This is a genomic window from Undibacterium sp. GrIS 1.8 (assembly GCF_040544445.1).
Taxonomy (GTDB): Bacteria; Pseudomonadota; Gammaproteobacteria; order Burkholderiales; family Burkholderiaceae_D; genus Undibacterium.
In genome coordinates this window covers 110288-127324 of sequence record NZ_JBEONQ010000003.1, presented here as the reverse complement: position 1 = coordinate 127324, position 17037 = coordinate 110288, and the positions used below count along the sequence as shown (strand labels likewise).

Annotated in this window: 15 protein-coding genes; all 15 read right to left on the bottom strand. The window is 43.8% G+C overall.

Annotated elements, in window-relative coordinates; all coding sequences use genetic code 11:
* Positions 1–58: 58 nt before the first annotated feature.
* Positions 59–1072: a type I glyceraldehyde-3-phosphate dehydrogenase gene (gene gap / locus AAKU64_RS02420; protein ID WP_354330514.1), complete on the bottom strand. Its 1014-nt coding sequence runs from the start codon at positions 1070–1072 to the stop codon at positions 59–61.
* Positions 1073–1239: 167 nt separating this feature from the next.
* A complete protein-coding gene (locus AAKU64_RS02415) occupies positions 1240–1830 on the bottom strand; it encodes a GNAT family N-acetyltransferase (RefSeq protein ID WP_354330516.1) in 591 nt (196 codons plus the stop codon).
* Between the two features lie 11 nt (positions 1831–1841).
* Positions 1842–3845 (bottom strand): transketolase, encoded by a 2004-nt coding sequence (gene tkt, locus AAKU64_RS02410; RefSeq protein WP_354330518.1) that lies wholly within the window; start codon positions 3843–3845, stop codon positions 1842–1844.
* Positions 3846–4532: 687 nt separating this feature from the next.
* Positions 4533–5747, bottom strand: a complete 1215-nt coding sequence (locus tag AAKU64_RS02405; protein ID WP_354330519.1) for an EAL and HDOD domain-containing protein — start codon at positions 5745–5747, stop codon at positions 4533–4535.
* A 239-nt stretch (positions 5748–5986) separates the two neighbouring features.
* Positions 5987–6382 (bottom strand): chemotaxis response regulator CheY, encoded by a 396-nt coding sequence (gene cheY / locus AAKU64_RS02400; protein WP_354330520.1) that lies wholly within the window; start codon positions 6380–6382, stop codon positions 5987–5989.
* A 99-nt stretch (positions 6383–6481) separates the two neighbouring features.
* Complete coding sequence (locus AAKU64_RS02395; RefSeq protein ID WP_354330522.1) at positions 6482–7558, bottom strand: protein-glutamate methylesterase/protein-glutamine glutaminase; 1077 nt, start codon at positions 7556–7558, stop codon at positions 6482–6484.
* 40 nt (positions 7559–7598) lie between these two features.
* Positions 7599–8207, bottom strand: a complete 609-nt coding sequence (gene cheD, locus AAKU64_RS02390; protein WP_322119051.1) for a chemoreceptor glutamine deamidase CheD — start codon at positions 8205–8207, stop codon at positions 7599–7601.
* Positions 8208–8210: 3 nt separating this feature from the next.
* Positions 8211–9104 carry a CheR family methyltransferase gene (locus AAKU64_RS02385; protein WP_354330524.1) on the bottom strand — a complete coding sequence of 298 codons (894 nt, stop codon included), beginning with the start codon at positions 9102–9104 and terminating at the stop codon, positions 8211–8213.
* A gap of 207 nt (positions 9105–9311) precedes the next feature.
* Positions 9312–11018 (bottom strand): methyl-accepting chemotaxis protein, encoded by a 1707-nt coding sequence (locus AAKU64_RS02380; protein WP_354361305.1) that lies wholly within the window; start codon positions 11016–11018, stop codon positions 9312–9314.
* A 91-nt stretch (positions 11019–11109) separates the two neighbouring features.
* Complete coding sequence (locus tag AAKU64_RS02375; RefSeq protein WP_322119054.1) at positions 11110–11622, bottom strand: chemotaxis protein CheW; 513 nt, start codon at positions 11620–11622, stop codon at positions 11110–11112.
* A 39-nt stretch (positions 11623–11661) separates the two neighbouring features.
* Entirely contained in the window at positions 11662–13713 is a 2052-nt protein-coding gene (gene cheA, locus AAKU64_RS02370; RefSeq protein ID WP_354361303.1) for a chemotaxis protein CheA, read from the bottom strand.
* A gap of 50 nt (positions 13714–13763) precedes the next feature.
* On the bottom strand, positions 13764–14129 hold the full coding sequence (locus tag AAKU64_RS02365) for a response regulator (RefSeq protein ID WP_322119056.1): 366 nt from the start codon (positions 14127–14129) through the stop codon (positions 13764–13766).
* A 53-nt stretch (positions 14130–14182) separates the two neighbouring features.
* On the bottom strand, positions 14183–14731 hold the full coding sequence (locus tag AAKU64_RS02360; RefSeq protein ID WP_354330530.1) for a chemotaxis protein: 549 nt from the start codon (positions 14729–14731) through the stop codon (positions 14183–14185).
* 49 nt (positions 14732–14780) lie between these two features.
* The gene (gene motB / locus AAKU64_RS02355) at positions 14781–15710 is read right to left on the bottom strand and encodes a flagellar motor protein MotB (RefSeq protein ID WP_322119058.1); all 930 of its coding nucleotides are present in this window, start codon (positions 15708–15710) and stop codon (positions 14781–14783) included.
* Between the two features lie 22 nt (positions 15711–15732).
* Positions 15733–16593, bottom strand: a complete 861-nt coding sequence (gene motA / locus AAKU64_RS02350; RefSeq protein WP_322119059.1) for a flagellar motor stator protein MotA — start codon at positions 16591–16593, stop codon at positions 15733–15735.
* Positions 16594–17037: the final 444 nt, after the last annotated feature.

Here is a 17037-nt window from a genome sequence, read left to right as displayed (position 1 = left end):
TAGACAAAAAAAAGCCCCGAAAGTTCGGGGCTTTTTAGTGCTTATCACAAAACTGAAATTATTTCGCGTTCATCAAGGCAACCGTTGTATCCAACATGCGGTTAGAGAAACCCCACTCGTTGTCATACCAGCTAGATACTTTGACTAAACGACCAGATACTTTAGTCAATGTTTCGTCATAAGTACTCGATGCTGGATTGTGGTTGAAATCGACTGAAACCAATGGCGCTGTGTTGTAATCCAAAATACCTTTTAAGGCACCTTGGGAGGCTGCTTTTAATACAGAATTGATTTCTTCTACTGATGTATCACGGGCAGCAATAAATGTCAGATCGACGACAGATACATTGATGGTTGGTACGCGCATTGCGTAGCCGTCTAATTTGCCGTTCAACTCTGGCAACACCAGTCCAACTGCCGCTGCTGCGCCAGTTTTAGTCGGGATCATGCTCATCGTGGCAGAGCGCGCGCGGCGCAGGTCTTCATGCATGACATCAGTCAACACCTGGTCATTGGTGTAAGCATGAATGGTGGTCATCAAACCGTTGACGATACCGATCACATCGTTCAAAGGCTTAGCCAAAGGTGCCAGACAATTTGTGGTGCAAGAGGCGTTAGAAATAACGGTATCGGTTGCCTTCAATACACCGTGGTTGACGCCATACACAATCGTTGCGTCAACGTCTTTACCGCCAGGTGCAGAGATGATGACTTTTTTCGCGCCGCCGGCCAAATGAGCAGAAGCTTTTTCTTTTGTTGTGAAGAAGCCTGTGCATTCCAGCACGACATCGACATTCAACTCACCCCAAGGGATATTCGCTGGATTACGCTCAGCAAATACCTTGATCTTGTCGCCATTGACGATCATGGTGTCGCCTTCGACAGTGACTGTGCCAGGGAACTTGCCGTGGGCAGTGTCGTAACGAGTCAAGTGAGCGTTAGATTCTGCATTGCCGAGGTCATTGATCGCTACGATCTGAATCTCATTTTTGAATTTGCCACCTTCGTAGTGGGCACGCAGAATGTTACGACCGATACGGCCATAGCCGTTGATTGCGACGCGAATCGTCATGGTTTTATCTCCAATAAAAACAGTGAAAAATCTTTATAAATCTGTGTAAATTTTTATAAGTTTAAGGTTTACTGCAGGGGTTTACTACAAAACTGGTATGAAGCCTTCATAAAAACCAAGAACACTTTTTTACTTAAATTTAAGGTTCTATGGCCTTCAATTGACGATCAGTGCAAAGTCGGCGCAACCTCTGCCGAGGTCAAATGCAATTCAGTTAACTCGTTCAAATCTGGCCAGCCATAGGCAACCTCTTGCAGCTCCAGCTCATCCCAGATGAAGTTTTGCTCGATCAAAAATTGACCGCCAAAAGTTTCATAGAACTGGCGTGCTGCCTTGTTACCAATCAAGACCCAGACCAACATATTCTTTGCACCCATGGCTTGCAAAGTACGTGAGACTTTTTGCAGCATCCGTTGACCGATACCTAAACCTTGATAAGCCGGGCGCAGATAAATCGCAGCTAACTCTGCATTCATCCCCTGTTTTTCTTCCTTCAACAGAATCCCGGAGGCAAACCCAATAATCTCGTCATCCGCAATGGCAACGAATACGCAACGTAGCTCATCAGCGGAGGTGTTAAGAATACGAGTCCAGATTGCGGTACTGTCATCAAGCTTCATTTCATCGAGATACTCATCGGGCATGATGCCGCGATAAGTAGCACGCCAGCTCTCTATACGTACAGCGGCAATCGCTTGCGCATCGGCGACTGTCGCACGACGCAAGCTGATTTCCTTAATGATATTGGCGTCGCTCATACTTTGCTTACTCACACTAAAGTCGCTTTCACTTTAGCAATCACGTTTTCTACTGTAAAACCGAAGTATTTAAACAAGACGCTGGCAGGCGCTGATTCACCAAAAATATCGATGCCAACAACAGCACCTTCCAAGCCGACATATTTGTACCAGAAGTCAGTTACACCAGCTTCGATTGCAATCCGTGGCAAGCCGTTGCCAAGAACGCTGGCTTTATACGCTGCGTCCTGACGATCAAAGACATCGGTTGACGGCATAGACACGACGCGTACAGGTACGCCTTGCTGTGCCAGCTCGGCGGCTGATTTCACCGCGAGTTCAATTTCTGAACCAGTGGCGATCAGCACGGCTTTAGCATCGGCAACATCTTGCAATACATAACCACCGCGAGAAACATCGGCAATTTGCTGTGCGCTACGTTCTTGGTAAGGTAAGTTTTGGCGCGAGAAAATCAGCGTCGATGGACCATCGTGGCGCTTCACTGCAAAAGCCCAGGCCGCTGCAGATTCCACTGTGTCGCATGGACGCCAGTTATCCAGATTAGGGATCAAACGCATACTAGAAATGTGCTCAACTGATTGATGCGTAGGACCATCTTCACCCAAACCGATAGAGTCATGTGTAAAGACAAATAAGGTACGGATTTTCATCAGCGCCGCCATGCGGATCGCATTACGGCTGTAATCAGAGAAAGTCAGGAAGGTAGCGCCAAAAGGAATGTAACCGCCATGCAAAGCGATACCGTTCATCATCGCGCTCATACCAAATTCACGCACACCGTAATTAATGTGATTACCGGCTTGATTACCGCGTACCGCAACACATTCTTTCCAGTTTGTCAGGTTAGAACCCGTCAAATCAGCAGAACCACCAAGGAATTCTGGCAATGAAGGCGCAAAGGCCTGAATCGCATTTTGGCTGGCTTTACGGGTAGCGATGTTTTCTTTTTTCTCTACGCAAGAATTAATAGCACTAGCGACGACTTCGTCAAAATTGGCTGGCAATTCACCCTTCATGCGACGAGTCAGTTCAGCCGCTTTGTGCGGAAACTGCTCTGCGTACGCAGCAAATTGCGCATTCCACTCGCCTTCCATTTTATTACCACTGGCTTTTGCGTCCCAGGCTGCGTAGATGTCAGCAGGTACCTCAAATGGTGGATATGGCCAATCGATATTGGCGCGAACTGCAGCGATTTCTTTATCGCCCAAGGCAGCACCGTGGACGTTATGCGTGCCTTCCATGTTCGGAGAGCCCTTACCGATCACCGTTTTGCAGCAAATCAGTGTTGGTTTATCAGAGGCCTTGGCAGCAACAATTGCGGCAGACACGGCAGCGGGATTGTGACCATCGACTGCTCTTACAACATTCCAGCCATACGCTTCAAACCGTTTAGGCGTGTCATCGGTGAACCAGCCCTCGACATGACCATCGATAGAAATACCGTTGTCATCCCAAAAAGCAATCAGTTTGTTCAGACGCAAGGTGCCCGCTAAGGAACAGGCCTCGTGAGAAATACCTTCCATCAAACAGCCATCGCCCATGAATACATACGTGTGGTGATCGACGATATTTAAGCCAGGCTCATTAAATTCCGCCGCCAGCAATTTCTCAGCCAAGGCCATACCGACACCATTGGTAATCCCTTGCCCTAGCGGACCGGTGGTTGTCTCTACACCAGGTGTGATGTGGACTTCTGGATGCCCCGCAGTTTTAGAATGCAATTGACGAAAATTTTTGATCTCGTCCATGCTGAGATCATAGCCAGTCAAATGCAGTAAAGAATAATGCAGCATAGAACCATGGCCGTTCGACAGCAAAAAGCGATCACGGTTGATCCATTGAGGATTGGATGGATTATGGCGATAGTGACCACTCCACAGTGCTACGGCAATATCTGCCATCCCCATAGGCATACCAGGATGGCCAGAATTGGCCTTTTGTACGGCGTCCATAGACAAAGCGCGGATGGCGTTGGCCATTTTAGTAAGCATAGCTGGCTGTATAGATGTGGTCATGGCGATTAGATTGGGCTAAGAGTGTCTGGGAAAATCTTTATAGCTTTAAATACTTAGGTAATGCTTTGTTGAGTCATGCTTTGAACACAACCAGCAGAAAATACTGAGCGAAAAACTACGACGAACAGGCTAGAAATATGCAACAGATTCTGCGAAGTCCGTTATTTTAACAGAGCGGGAGTGGAGAACTATGCGAACTGTCATATTCACCTCTCGCAATTTATTCCTATCAATTTTTACAGTTAATACCATTAAGACAATTTTATTGTCAGGGAGTTTTGATATGAGTTTATAAAATCATCAACATCAGCCCAAGTTGAACGAATATACAAGCGCACCTTTAACTCGTTGCGATAAGGTAATTTGATCTTTTTCCAACGATCAGTCCAGCTTTAGATATTTATTAAAAATGGTGGGGCGTATATTAAATTCAGACTTTCTATTAGACCGCTACCACTTCTTTGCAACCCAGATAGCGTATGGCGCCCAGGGGATTAACGCCATCACGGTTTAAGTACAAACGCTACACCTACAATTGCACCTTTGGCGAACTGCCTTGCGTTGTTCTACTGGAAAATTTTGATTTAAAAAAAGAAGTGTTACAGCTTGCGCGAGATGAGGAAAAACATGGCTCCTCATCTCTGCAATTAAGATATTTGTAATTAAGACTTGTTTTGCGTGTCTCTGTTAAAGCGATGCAATGTTTTTAGCCCAAACTAAAGCCGCAAGATGTGCCGTGTTGACATCTGTTGGTGTAATACGCAGCGACTCTGCTAAAGAGCCAACCAACATACTATTTAACTCACAAGCCTCGGCTAATGCCAAATAAGGGCCATAGCTTCCGCCTCTGGAAATCAGCGCTTCGGTAACAGCTTCTGGTAATTGGATCGTTGATAAAACTTCATCCATAGGCACGCCCAGCAATCTATCCAGCAAAGAGAACATACCTGCAACGAAAAGATTTTCAGCTTCAGATTTGGACATGTGAGGCTGTCCAAGTAACTCTGCAAATCGACCACGGACAATGGCTGTTTCTAATAAAACTGGTGAGTAACCGCTGGTACTTGCGGTCGCCAGCAATACAGATAGCCAGCGATATAAAGGGCTATAACCTAGTATCTGCACAGCATGCTTGAGGGATTGCACTTCTGTACGCAAACCAAAACCAGCAGAGTTGATGTACCGCAATAATTTATACGCTAAGGTAGCATCTCTTTTTACAACAGATTCTAATTGTTGAATGTCAGCGTTTTTCCTGATCATTTCCATTAACTGCAAAATGGTCGTCTGCGCTGTATTTAATCCTTTTTTGTCCGCGCTAGGGCGAGGCGTTAAATGTAGCTTACCAACGAACGACTCTAAGCCAAGCGCAGAGCATGCATCAAAATCCTGCCAAGTTGACACATTGCGAGCAACCATATGTATGGCGGATTGCTTTAACGCTGCATACACCTTTGCCTGAGATGCAAAGTTAGACGCGTTCAACTGGACTTCAATATGAGAAATCTGCGTGAAGAAAGATCTCTCCAAGGTGCTCAGATCAGCGCCACGCATACAAATACCATAACCCAAAGCACGTAGTTCTTTTATCGCTTCTAAGGTAGTCGGGTTAGTAAAATCACGTTTTGACAATATCAATACCGTGTTTTTAGGTGGTAATAATTTCAGGCCGTCGGTAAGCAATAATTCTGGCGCTGCCTCTAAAAATAAGACGCTATCTCCTAGCAAAAATCCAGTTTCTTCATCGTTCAAATTTTGAGCGACAAACTCCATCAAGGAATCAAGATCTTCGACGCTTAGCGTTGCAGATTGATTTGGATTTTGCCAAGATAACTGAAAACCGATAACGCGCTGTTTGGGATCAAGCAACGGCTCTCTGACAATGAAATTTGCGTCACTCATAAGGCAATAATTGGTATGGTGGGATTAAACAGAAAAAAACATACGAGCTTCAGTGGTTAAAAAGCAAAGCGATCAAGCAATTTTTATACAGCTCGTTCAAGTAACTTATCTAAACCTAGATAACGAAGGCAGTCGTGCAACAGCCTAGTCATATCCCGGCTCTGGTAAAGAGCTCATCTTGTGGAATAATTTCGTGCATATCTGTACTCATATTTACTCCTTAATAAATACAAGTTCAGCTATGCAGTTTTTCCTAATTTTTCAAAAATTTTCGATAACTTCTCATCGAGAGTCGCTGCTGTAAATGGTTTCACAACATAACCATTTGCACCTGCTTGAGCAGCCGCAATAATATTTTCTTTTTTCGCCTCGGCGGTCACCATTAATACTGGCAACTTAGCCAGCGCTGGATCAGCACGAATGTGTTGCAACATCGTCAACCCATCCATGTTAGGCATATTCCAGTCAGAAATCACGAAATCGAAATCGCCACTTTTCAATTTGGCTAATCCCATGGCACCATCCTCTGCCTCATCGACATTAGAGTAACCAAGCTCTTTAAGCAAATTACGTACAATACGGCGCATCGTTGAAAAGTCATCAACAACTAAAAATTTGAGATTCTGATCGGCCATAAATTACTCCATTATTTCTTTAAGGATAGTTGTAAACATTATCGGTCAAATTAATACAAAGTGGTGAGCAAAATCCACAAGAATATAAATTTTGCTCACTTAAACGCGCAAGGCTCGACTACCGTGTAACGCAAGATAATGCAAAACCTTGGTTGGCAACTCATTTAAGGGGCCAACTTCATGTGTTGCACCGATTGCGATTGCTTCACGAGGCATTCCAAATACTACACAAGTTGCTTCGTCTTGGGCAAAATTATAGGCGCCTGCGTTTTTCATCTCCAACATACCGACCGCACCATCCTTGCCCATTCCGGTCAGAATAACGCCAACTGCATTCTTACCGGCATAGGTAGCCGCCGAGCGAAACAAAACATCTACAGAGGGACGATGTCGGTTTACTGCCGGCCCGGCATCTAGCTGGGTCACATAATTTGCACCACTCCTGGCCAAGAGCAAATGTGAATGACCAGGCGCAATATAAGCATGACCTGGCAATACACGCTCGCCACCAGCGGCCTCACTAACTGAAATTTTACAAAGCCCGTCTAATCTTTTAGCAAAAGAGCGAGTAAAACCCTCAGGCATATGTTGAGTGATTAAAATCCCCGGGCAATCTGAGGGCATTTGAACTAAAAAATTCTTGATCGCTTCTGTTCCACCAGTAGAAGCGCCAATGATGATGAGTTTTTCACTACTGGTCAGCGGATTTTTCACCATTGGCAGTGCAGTTAACTCGCCTTTATTCAAATCACTTGCATGAACTGCCCGTGGTCGAATTCGAGCCTTTGAAGCAGCACGAATTTTATCGGCAATCAGTTCTGCATATTCCAACATACCGCTTTGAATCGATAGCTTTGGTTTGGTAACAAAATCGACGGCGCCCAGTTCTAGCGCTCGCATGGTGATTTCAGATCCACGCTCAGTCAAAGACGAAACCATAATGACTGGCATCGGCCTGAGGCGCATAAGTTTTTCTAAAAAATCCAGCCCATCCATCTTTGGCATTTCAACATCAAGCGTCAAAACATCTGGATTTGTTTGCTTGATCAAATCCCTGGCGACCAACGGATCGGGCGCGACGCCAACGACTTCCATATCGGGCTGTCTGCTAATGATCTCACTGAGAACGCTCCGTATTAGCGCCGAATCATCCACAATCAATACTTTAATTTTCATCACATACTCCGCGCGTACAACAGTCTCTTATTATTTTTGCTTAAAACAAATCAATTTCACCACTAACAGGTGTGGCTTTGAGTCGACTGGCGTAATCATTTTCGCGTTTCCTCAGCGTATCATTGTGTTCAACTTTGAGTTTCTTCACAAGAACCTTACCTGTCTTTGGAAAAAAATATACTTTGCGAGGGTAGATGTCGTTTAAGTCCTCAGCAATGACACGCATTCGCTCAGCGCGCAAATAATCGAGCACAAATTTCGCGTTTCTTTCACCAACATTGATCGCAGTAAACCCTCGCAACACATTACCCCCGCCAAATACTTTGGCCTCCATGTTTTCGCGTTTAGCACCCGCTTTTAATAATTCATTGATCAGAACTTCCATTGCATAGGTACCGTAGCGCATTGATGCAGAAACAGGATTATCAGAATCTGCTCCGCCATCTGGCAGCATGAAATGATTCATCCCTCCGACACCAGAAACACGATCCCTTATGCAAGCGGAGACGCAAGAACCAAGAACGGTAACAATCAACATATCTTTTCCTGTGAAATAAAACTCACCAGGCAAAATTTTTGCAGCGTCACAATCAAAGGTGCGGTCGTAATAAATATTCGTAGCGAAATGCTCTTCACTTAACTGGCTCATGGCTTAACCTTTGTTCGAATGGCGCGAAACTGCTTTACTACGTACTTCATGTTCACTTGCCAGCTCGTAGACTGTTTTGCCTCTAAGTTTGAAGTCATCAGATACGTACAAAAAATTCTCAGAATGTCCAGCAAAGAGTAAACCATCTGATTTCATTAATGGGACGAATTTTTTTAGAATTGCACCTTGGGTCGGCTTATCGAAGTAGATCATCACATTGCGACAAAAAATAGCATCAAAAACACCATTAATTGGCCAAACATCTGCTAACAGATTCAGCTGTTTAAAAGTGATTAAATCTCTTAACTCCGGCCTAACTCTAACCAATCCATCTTGCGCGCCCTTCCCTCGTAGGAAAAATTTCTTCGCTCTATCTGGCGACATCTTATCCAAGCGATCAAGGTTGTAGACTCCTCTTGAGGCGGTAGCTAATACGTTGGTATCTATGTCGGTTGCGGTAATATGCACCGGAGGCTTCAGGGTACCAAATGCCTCACACAAGGTCATTGCGATTGAATAAGGCTCCTCGCCAGTAGAGCTAGCAGAACACCAGACATTAATTGGTTCTTTTATTTTTTTAACGTGTTCGGCAAGTAAGGGAAAGTGATGCTCCTCCCGAAAAAAAGAGGTCAGATTGGTAGTAAGCGCGTTAGTAAAAGCCTCCCACTCAGCTTCAGAATTATCGGTCTCCAAGCTATCTAGGTAAATAGAAAACGAGTTCATTCCTGTTGCCCGAAGACGACGAGCTAAGCGGCTGTAAACCATCTCTTGTTTACTATCAGCAAGAGAAATTCCAGCCTTTTGATAAATCAAGTCTCTGACGCGATTAAAGTCTTTTGCATTAAAGTCAAATTCCTTTGAGGTCTCGCTCTTACCCTTTTCAGCAGACTTGGTCATTAAATTATCCTTAATATTAAGCATATTGATTAACTCATCATCTTAGATTAAGTTAATTTCAGAAAAATATGCATATACCTGCCTAGGGTAGTTAATCAGATTAAATTTGCACTTTGATGCTTAAGTGTTTTAATTTTTATGATTAACCAAAATTCGATATAACAAAAAAAGTAAATTTAATCATTTTAGTCATTATTAAATACTAAATTAAAACTCCTCCCAGTCATCCGTATTCTCCTTTTTTGCACTTTTGCCAGTTGATACGGAAGGCTCTGCCCGAGAGGCAATTTGTTTTAATTTTGGCTTAAGGTCTTTTTTCTGAACCACAGGATTCACTCGCATTGATTTTGCCGGGGGAGCGTTACTCGCTGATACGAGTTTAAATACGCTAACTGCCTGCGCCAAGGCCTGCGCCTGCTCCTCCATACTCTCTGCTGCCGCTGCTGCCTGCTCTACTAACGCTGCATTTTGTTGCGTCATTTCGTCCATCTGCGTAATCGCTAGATTGACTTGTTCTATCCCTGCACTTTGCTCTTGGCTGGCGGCGGTGATCTCACTCATGATGTCGGCGACATGCTGGACGCTGGTGACAATCTCGTCCATGGTTTTGCCTGCTTCGTCTACCAGTTTGCCACCTTGATTGACTTTGTCGACCGAGTCATCGATCAGAGATTTGATTTCTTTGGCGGCGCTGGCACTGCGTTGGGCGAGATTACGCACCTCTGAGGCAACAACGGCAAATCCTCTTCCTTGCTCTCCGGCTCTGGCAGCTTCTACTGCGGCATTGAGGGCGAGGATGTTGGTCTGGAAGGCAATACTGTCGATGACGCTGATAATGTCGACAATCTTGCGGGAGCTTTCTTTAATCGAGCCCATGGTGCTAACGACTTGATTGACAACAGCACCACCTTTGACGGCAACACCAGTGGCGGAGACAACGAGTTGATTGGCTTGCCGGGCGTTATCGGCATTTTGTCTGACGGTGCTGGTGAGCTCTTCCATGGAGCTGGCAGTTTCTTCTAGCGAGCTGGCTTGGGATTCTGTTCTGCTGGAGAGATCGGCGTTGCCTGAGGCAATCTCTTGGGATGCGACTGTGATCGTTTCTGTGCCAGTTCGTACTTGACCAACAGTATTAGCCAAACTTTCTGTCATCTCTTTTAAAGCGAATAAAAGAGATGAAACTTCGTCTTTACCACTCACACTAACATGGGCAGATAAATCACCAGATGCGACCTGTTCAGTAACAGAAATAGCTTCTTTTAAAGGCTGCGTAATACTCTTAGTAATAATCCATGCAAAAAACACAGCAATGACCAACGCGCCAGCTAATACAACGAACAACCAAAAATTTAGTTTGGTACTGTTGGCACCTGAGATTTCAAATACCTGCTTTGATGCAGACTCCTGCAGATCAACTAACTTGTTCATTTCCAAGATAGATTTAGTACTTAATGGATCGATAACCGAGGAGATAATTTTAATTGCGCCTTCAGCATTAAACGCTAGAGCCTGACCGACAGCGTCTTTAAACGGTTTGTCTATTTCCTGATCAATTCTCGCAATCTCTGCAAGAATTTTCTTCTCATCATCATTCAACCCAAGCTTTGAAAGTTTATCCTTTGCGTCGTCGTAGCGTTTGCGTTGCAGTTTTACTTTGGCATCTTCTTTCTGCATCTCTGAGGCATCGGATTGAATGCCAATATTTCGCATCGCAATACCACCCTCGAGCAAAGAGCTTTTCATAGAATTAACCAAGGCCTGCTTTTGGCTAGCTGTATTTAAGCCTTGAATCATGGTATTTCTGTTTTGTGAAGATAAAAGACTAGCCAATATCAATACAATAATCAGTCCGCCGATAATGAAGCCAAAACCTATACCTAGTCTTGCACCAATTCGAAAATGACGTAAATTCATAGCCCGAGTCTCTCAATTTTTTAGGTTTAATTTTTACAGACACTTGTTGCAACTAGACAAAAATACCGTGCTTAATTACACGTCTACACTTCTAAACTTGAGAATCAACAAGCCCCATTTCTGGACTCGACATTAATTTATCGATGTCGACCAAAATGAGCATGCGCTCTTCTAAGGTGCCTAAACCAATCAGAAAATCTGAACTAAATGTTGTTCCCATCTCTGGTGCCGGTCGTACTTGCTCTGGCAACAAAGTTGTCACATCGGAGACACTATCAACAACCATACCGACAATACGTCCGCCAATATTTAAAATAATAACGACCGTGAACTGATCGTAAGTTGGCTCACCCAAATTAAATTTAATCCGCATATCAACAACCGGAACGATAATTCCGCGCAGATTGATAACACCTTTAAGAAAATTTGGTGCGTTAGCAATACGTGTTACGGCCTCGTATCCACGAATTTCCTGAACCTTCAGAATATCAATTCCGTATTCCTCGTTGCCGAGAGTAAACGCTAAAAATTCGTGTGTAGCTATATCTGATCCCGAAGCATCGAGTTTGGCATCTTTATTGTCAGATGTTTGCGCAGACTGCATCATATTTCTACCCCTTGTTATTAACTGTAAATACTAAAACTACCTAGCTGATCTCAATAAAGCAGCAACATCAAGAATCAAAGATACGCCACCATCACCCAAAATAGTAGCACCAGAAATTCCTGGGATTTTACGATAATTGGATTCAATATTTTTAACGACTACCTGCTGCTGCCCTACTAAATCATCAACAAATAGCGCTGCTTTTTTCCCATCAACTTCTACGATTACAGCAATACCATCAGAAGGCTGTGTAAATTTAGGTTGGATATCAAAACATTCATATAGAGGAATTAAAGGTAAGTATTCTCCACGCACTTTAACTACTCGCCCCTTACCACTAATTTCTTTGATATCTTGCATCGCAGGCTGCAATGACTCCATCACAAAGCCAAGAGGTAGTATATAAACTTCCTCACCAACCTTAATCGACATGCCATCTAAGATTGCCAGTGTCAGCGGCAACGAGATAGTGATGGTCGTACCAAATCCTTTAGCTGATCGAATATCGACCACGCCGCCCATGGCAGTAATATTGCGTTTAACCACGTCCATACCAACACCACGCCCAGAAACATCGGTAACGGCCTCCGCAGTTGAAAATCCTGGCGCAAAAATAAGCAACCAAACTTCGCTGTCAGACATAGCATCAGATACGGGCAAACCATTTTGCTTGGCTTTAGCGAGTATTTTTTCACGGTGCAATCCACCGCCATCATCACTAACTTCGATGACAATATTACCGCCTTGGTGAACTGCAGATAACGATAACTTACCGGCCTCGTGTTTACCCGCCTTTAGCCTGGACGCTGGCATCTCAATACCATGATCAATGCTATTTCTGACCAGATGAGTTAAGGGATCAACGATTCTTTCGATCAATCCTTTGTCTAATTCTGTAGAGGCACCATAAGTGACGAACTCAACTTTCTTACCTAGTTTGCTCGCTAAGTCACGCACCATTCGCGGGAAACGGGAAAAAACATAGTCCATAGGCATCATGCGTATAGACATCACTGCCTCTTGCAGATCACGCGTATTTCTGGTCAGATGTGCCACGCTACTAACTAAGCGCTCGTGCTCAATAGGATCCAGTACTTGGGTGCGTTGCTCCAACATCGCTTGCGTAATCACTAGCTCACCGATCAAATTGATCAGCTGATCCACTTTTTCAATACCAACCCTGATCGTCGACGACTCCTGAGATACCGATGCTTTTTCAACTTCTTTCTTAACTAAATTTTTCTTATCGGCACCGACAAGATTAGAACCGGATACAGGCTCTTTATTAGTAGCTGCCGGCGCTTGTTCACCACCCGCCAGAGGAGGAAACATTGATTCAATAGGCTCGAAAAAGCCATAACCTAAATCGTCGTCAGATTGATTATTTTTTGAACTAGCTTTAGCTGAAACAAAATCGGTTCTAGTAATTTTTAAATCATCAGGGTTCAAGATAAAAGAACATATTGCAACAATGTCGTCCTGACTTTCGTTGGTGTTCAACGTAACGACCGTACGACCTTTTTCAACTTCCTCTTTGCTAATAAATCCGAGTAAACCTAATTCAGACACGATAGCTTTAATGTCATCGGCAGATATCGGAGGTAGCTCTACCCGAAAACAAGACGTGTAAATTACGTTCTCGTGGTCTACATCTCTCGATCTATCCGCAAAACTAGCAACTGGCGCAGCAATGGGTACAGCGTCTTGCGACAAAGATTGCAGCAACATTCTGACATCTGCTACGGCATCCTGATCCACTGGGCTGCCATGCTTATGTCCATCCAATTGCATTTTTAAGATATCTTTTGCAATCAAAAAAGCGTCGACATGTTCAGATGTTAAGGCCATCTCCCCTTTTCTGATCTTATCTAAAAGTGACTCAAGTATATGTGTCACTTCAGTCATATCAGTTAAGCCAAACGTAGAGGCGCCACCTTTGATGGAGTGTGCTGCACGAAATATGGCATTCAGATCCTCAGGATCGGGGGAGGAAATATCGACGGCCAGCAATAGTTTTTCTTTCTCCGCAAGCAGCTCTTCTGCCTCGTCGAAAAAAACTTGAAAAAACTGACTCATGTCAATCGTCATTGTCGTACTCCGTGATTGGCTCGCATTAAAAAAGTAGTCTCAAAGGAGGTTTATCCAATGACTTTTTTAACGACCTCAGTTAACTTCTGAGGATCAAAAGGCTTTACCAACCAACCGTTTGCACCGGCAGCTCGACCTTTTGCCTTCATATCGTCACTCGACTCCGTAGTCAACATAAGGATGGGTACTCGCTGATAGGTTGGCAGAGCACGCAAGGACTTAATCAAGGTTAAGCCATCCATTCTTGGCATATTTTGATCAGTTAAAACGAGATCAACTACTTGATTTCTCGCTTTCTCTAAACCATCTTGCCCATCGACCGCCTCAATAACTAGATAACCAGCTGCTTTGAGACTAAACGCCACCATTTGTCTTAAAGAACCAGAATCATCCACTGCTAAAATTGTCTTGGCCATCATCACTCCGTTATACAGATTAAAGGGACACGCATCCCATCATCATTGAGTAGTTAAAATAACTCAATGTCACCACTATCTAAATGTTTTTGATTTACAGCTTTACGCAATAAACTTTTTAATTCAATGCTTTGTTTTTCTAAACGCTGAGTTATATCTTTGAGCAATAACGCTATTTCATCCGTTTCACTATCAAGCGGAATGCCATCGCCAACCAAACCGAGATTACTCAAAACCTCTCGCAAACCGGCACTGCGTTGAACAGTTCGGGAAATAAGCTGGCTAGTAAGATCCTGGAATTGAAGGCTAGTAACAGCAGCATTAATATGGACGGCAATGTCAACTTGTATTGCTTTAAGTCGATCAATACTGGCAACTGGCGCGGCGCCAGAAGAAATAACTAGGTCAATTTCTTCTTGCTGACTGGTGATGGCTGCATGCAAGGCCAAAAAACTCGCCCCTAGTTTTTCGATCGCCTCAGCGAGCAGAATAGTAGTTTGAACTAGATCAGTCTCTACTTCGAGCAGATGCTCGTTCCCATGACTTGAGACGCCAGACAAGAGCTCTTTTACATGAGACCCTAATACTTTCTTTTTTGACATATTCAGCATCCCAATTTTCTATTCATCTGATCCGATTATGCCCGTGTAACTATTGCACCACTTTGACAGGAACTTCAGCTGAGGGCTCAGAAGGATTTGTCAGTTCAATTGAACCACCATCTTGTGAAGCAGATTGTTCAGCTTTTTTATTCATAACGATGATACTTATGCGTCTATTAATCGGATTAAGAGGATCTTCTTTATCAAACAAAACCGATGATGATAAACCGACGACCCTTAGGACCTTAGTTTCATCCATACCGCCGTAAATCAGTTCACGACGAGACGCGTTTGCTCTGTCAGCAGACAGCTCCCAATTACTATATCCCTTCTCGCCACTGCCATAAGGTGCGGCATCGGTATGCCCAGACAAACTGATTCTGTTTGGCACATCGTTTAATGCCTTACCAATCTCATGCAGAATTTCTCTTGTATAGGGTTGCAAATCAGCTTTTGCAGAGGCAAACATCGGTCTGTTTTGCTCGTCAACCATCTGGATACGCAAACCGTCGGTCGTAATATCTAACAATAGCTGCTTTTTATATTGCTTTAGTATCGCATTCGATTCGATTGCCGTCTCAATTTTGCCCTTCAAGACTTTAAGACGCTCGGCATCTGCTTTTGCCAATGCGGCCTCTGCAGCTTGAAGGTTGTAGCTCTTTTTTTGCGCCTCAACATCGCCTTTTTTATTTTGGCCGTCGCGCAAAGTGAGATCTTTACCACCACCTTTAATGACACTAGAGCTGTCGCCACTACCATCACCGCCGGCCATGGCGACCTTCAGGGGAGTTTGAAAATACTCCGCAATCCCATTCAGATTACCTTTTGCTGTTGAACCAAGCAACCACATCAACAGAAAAAATGCCATCATCGCGGTAACAAAGTCAGCATAGGCAATTTTCCATGCTCCGCCATGATGCCCGCCAGCGACTTTTTTTATTCGCTTGACGATAATCGGTCTTAGTTCCTCATTAGCCATTATGCATTCCTGATCAGACTATCTACTTAGATTTAGATTGCTTAATGTGTTCTTCCAGCTCACTAAATGTAGGTCGCTCCGTCGAGTACAAAACCTTACGTCCAAACTCAACAGCAAGCGCCGGAGCGTATCCGTTTAAGCTAGCTAATAAAGTTACTTTTATGCATTGAAAGGTTTTAGAGGACTCGTCCAATTGTTGCTCCATCAAACCAGCCAACGGCCCAACGAAACCATAAGCGAGCAAAATACCTAAGAATGTTCCAACCAGCGCATGTGCAATCAATATACCGAGCTCTGCTGGCGGGATACCAACTGACTCCATTGTATGCACCACGCCCATCACCGCAGCAACAATACCAAAAGCAGGCAAACCATCACCTAACTTAGCAATAAAATGTGCCGGTGCCGCACCTTCATGGTGATGCGTTTCCAGCTCGTTATCCATCAGATTTTCGATCTGAAATGCATCCATATTTCCGGACACCATCAACCGTAAATAATCCGCAATGAATTCCATTAAGTGATGGTCAGAGGCAACGAGTGGATACTTGCTAAAAAGAGGACTCTCTTCCGGCTTTTCAATATCACCCTCAATTGACATTAAGCCCTCTTTACGTATTTTTGTCAGCACATCAAACAGCATGGTCATCAATTCCATATACAAGGCTCTGGTGTATTTGGAGCCTTTTAATACACCAGGAATTGCTTTTAAAGATGCCTTCAGGGTTTTACCGTTATTGCCGACCAAGGAAGCCCCAACGGCGGCACCACCGATCATCAGCAATTCGAGTGGCTGAAATAAGACGGCGATATGTCCGCCGGACATAACAAATCCACCGAACACTGACCCCATCACAACTATATAGCCAACGATGACTAGCACGAGCCAGACTCCTTATGAGAAAAGAACCAAATATAAGCGTGGAAATTAATCAGTGAATTAATCATCACATCAATTTGATCAATTAAGAGTTACAGGAAACAATTGCAAAAAACCGAATCTATCAACAAAAATAAGAGACAACGCTTCGCTGCTTTTTACGGGAATAGAATATACGTAAATTCAATATACTCCCCATTATTTTTATTAAAAACACCTTACTGTCCAAGTATTACCTGGACAATAAAATATACTACCTAGGAGTACCATAGCCAATCACAATCAAAGTTCAAACAACAATAACGCAAAAGGTACGAAAAATTTACATAAAGAGACGTTTATTTCTCACTACTTCAAGCTCTTGGCTAAGCCAAATATTTTATTCTTAGCAGCTCTGCACTATTCTCTTGAAGCTTAAAAGCAATTGAGTATTGCCTGAGGAATACA

Bases quoted from the DNA above. Each gene is read 5' to 3' on its own strand.
- gap (WP_354330514.1), bottom strand. From the start codon at position 1,072: ATGACGATTCGCGTCGCAATCAACGGCTATGGCCGTATCGGTCGTAAC.
- AAKU64_RS02415 (WP_354330516.1), bottom strand. From the start codon at position 1,830: ATGAGCGACGCCAATATCATTAAGGAAATCAGCTTGCGTCGTGCGACA.
- tkt (WP_354330518.1), bottom strand. From the start codon at position 3,845: ATGACCACATCTATACAGCCAGCTATGCTTACTAAAATGGCCAACGCC.
- AAKU64_RS02405 (WP_354330519.1), bottom strand. From the start codon at position 5,747: ATGAGTGACGCAAATTTCATTGTCAGAGAGCCGTTGCTTGATCCCAAA.
- cheY (WP_354330520.1), bottom strand. From the start codon at position 6,382: ATGGCCGATCAGAATCTCAAATTTTTAGTTGTTGATGACTTTTCAACG.
- AAKU64_RS02395 (WP_354330522.1), bottom strand. From the start codon at position 7,558: ATGAAAATTAAAGTATTGATTGTGGATGATTCGGCGCTAATACGGAGC.
- cheD (WP_322119051.1), bottom strand. From the start codon at position 8,207: ATGAGCCAGTTAAGTGAAGAGCATTTCGCTACGAATATTTATTACGAC.
- AAKU64_RS02385 (WP_354330524.1), bottom strand. From the start codon at position 9,104: ATGACCAAGTCTGCTGAAAAGGGTAAGAGCGAGACCTCAAAGGAATTT.
- AAKU64_RS02380 (WP_354361305.1), bottom strand. From the start codon at position 11,018: ATGAATTTACGTCATTTTCGAATTGGTGCAAGACTAGGTATAGGTTTT.
- AAKU64_RS02375 (WP_322119054.1), bottom strand. From the start codon at position 11,622: ATGCAGTCTGCGCAAACATCTGACAATAAAGATGCCAAACTCGATGCT.
- cheA (WP_354361303.1), bottom strand. From the start codon at position 13,713: ATGACGATTGACATGAGTCAGTTTTTTCAAGTTTTTTTCGACGAGGCA.
- AAKU64_RS02365 (WP_322119056.1), bottom strand. From the start codon at position 14,129: ATGGCCAAGACAATTTTAGCAGTGGATGATTCTGGTTCTTTAAGACAA.
- AAKU64_RS02360 (WP_354330530.1), bottom strand. From the start codon at position 14,731: ATGTCAAAAAAGAAAGTATTAGGGTCTCATGTAAAAGAGCTCTTGTCT.
- motB (WP_322119058.1), bottom strand. From the start codon at position 15,710: ATGGCTAATGAGGAACTAAGACCGATTATCGTCAAGCGAATAAAAAAA.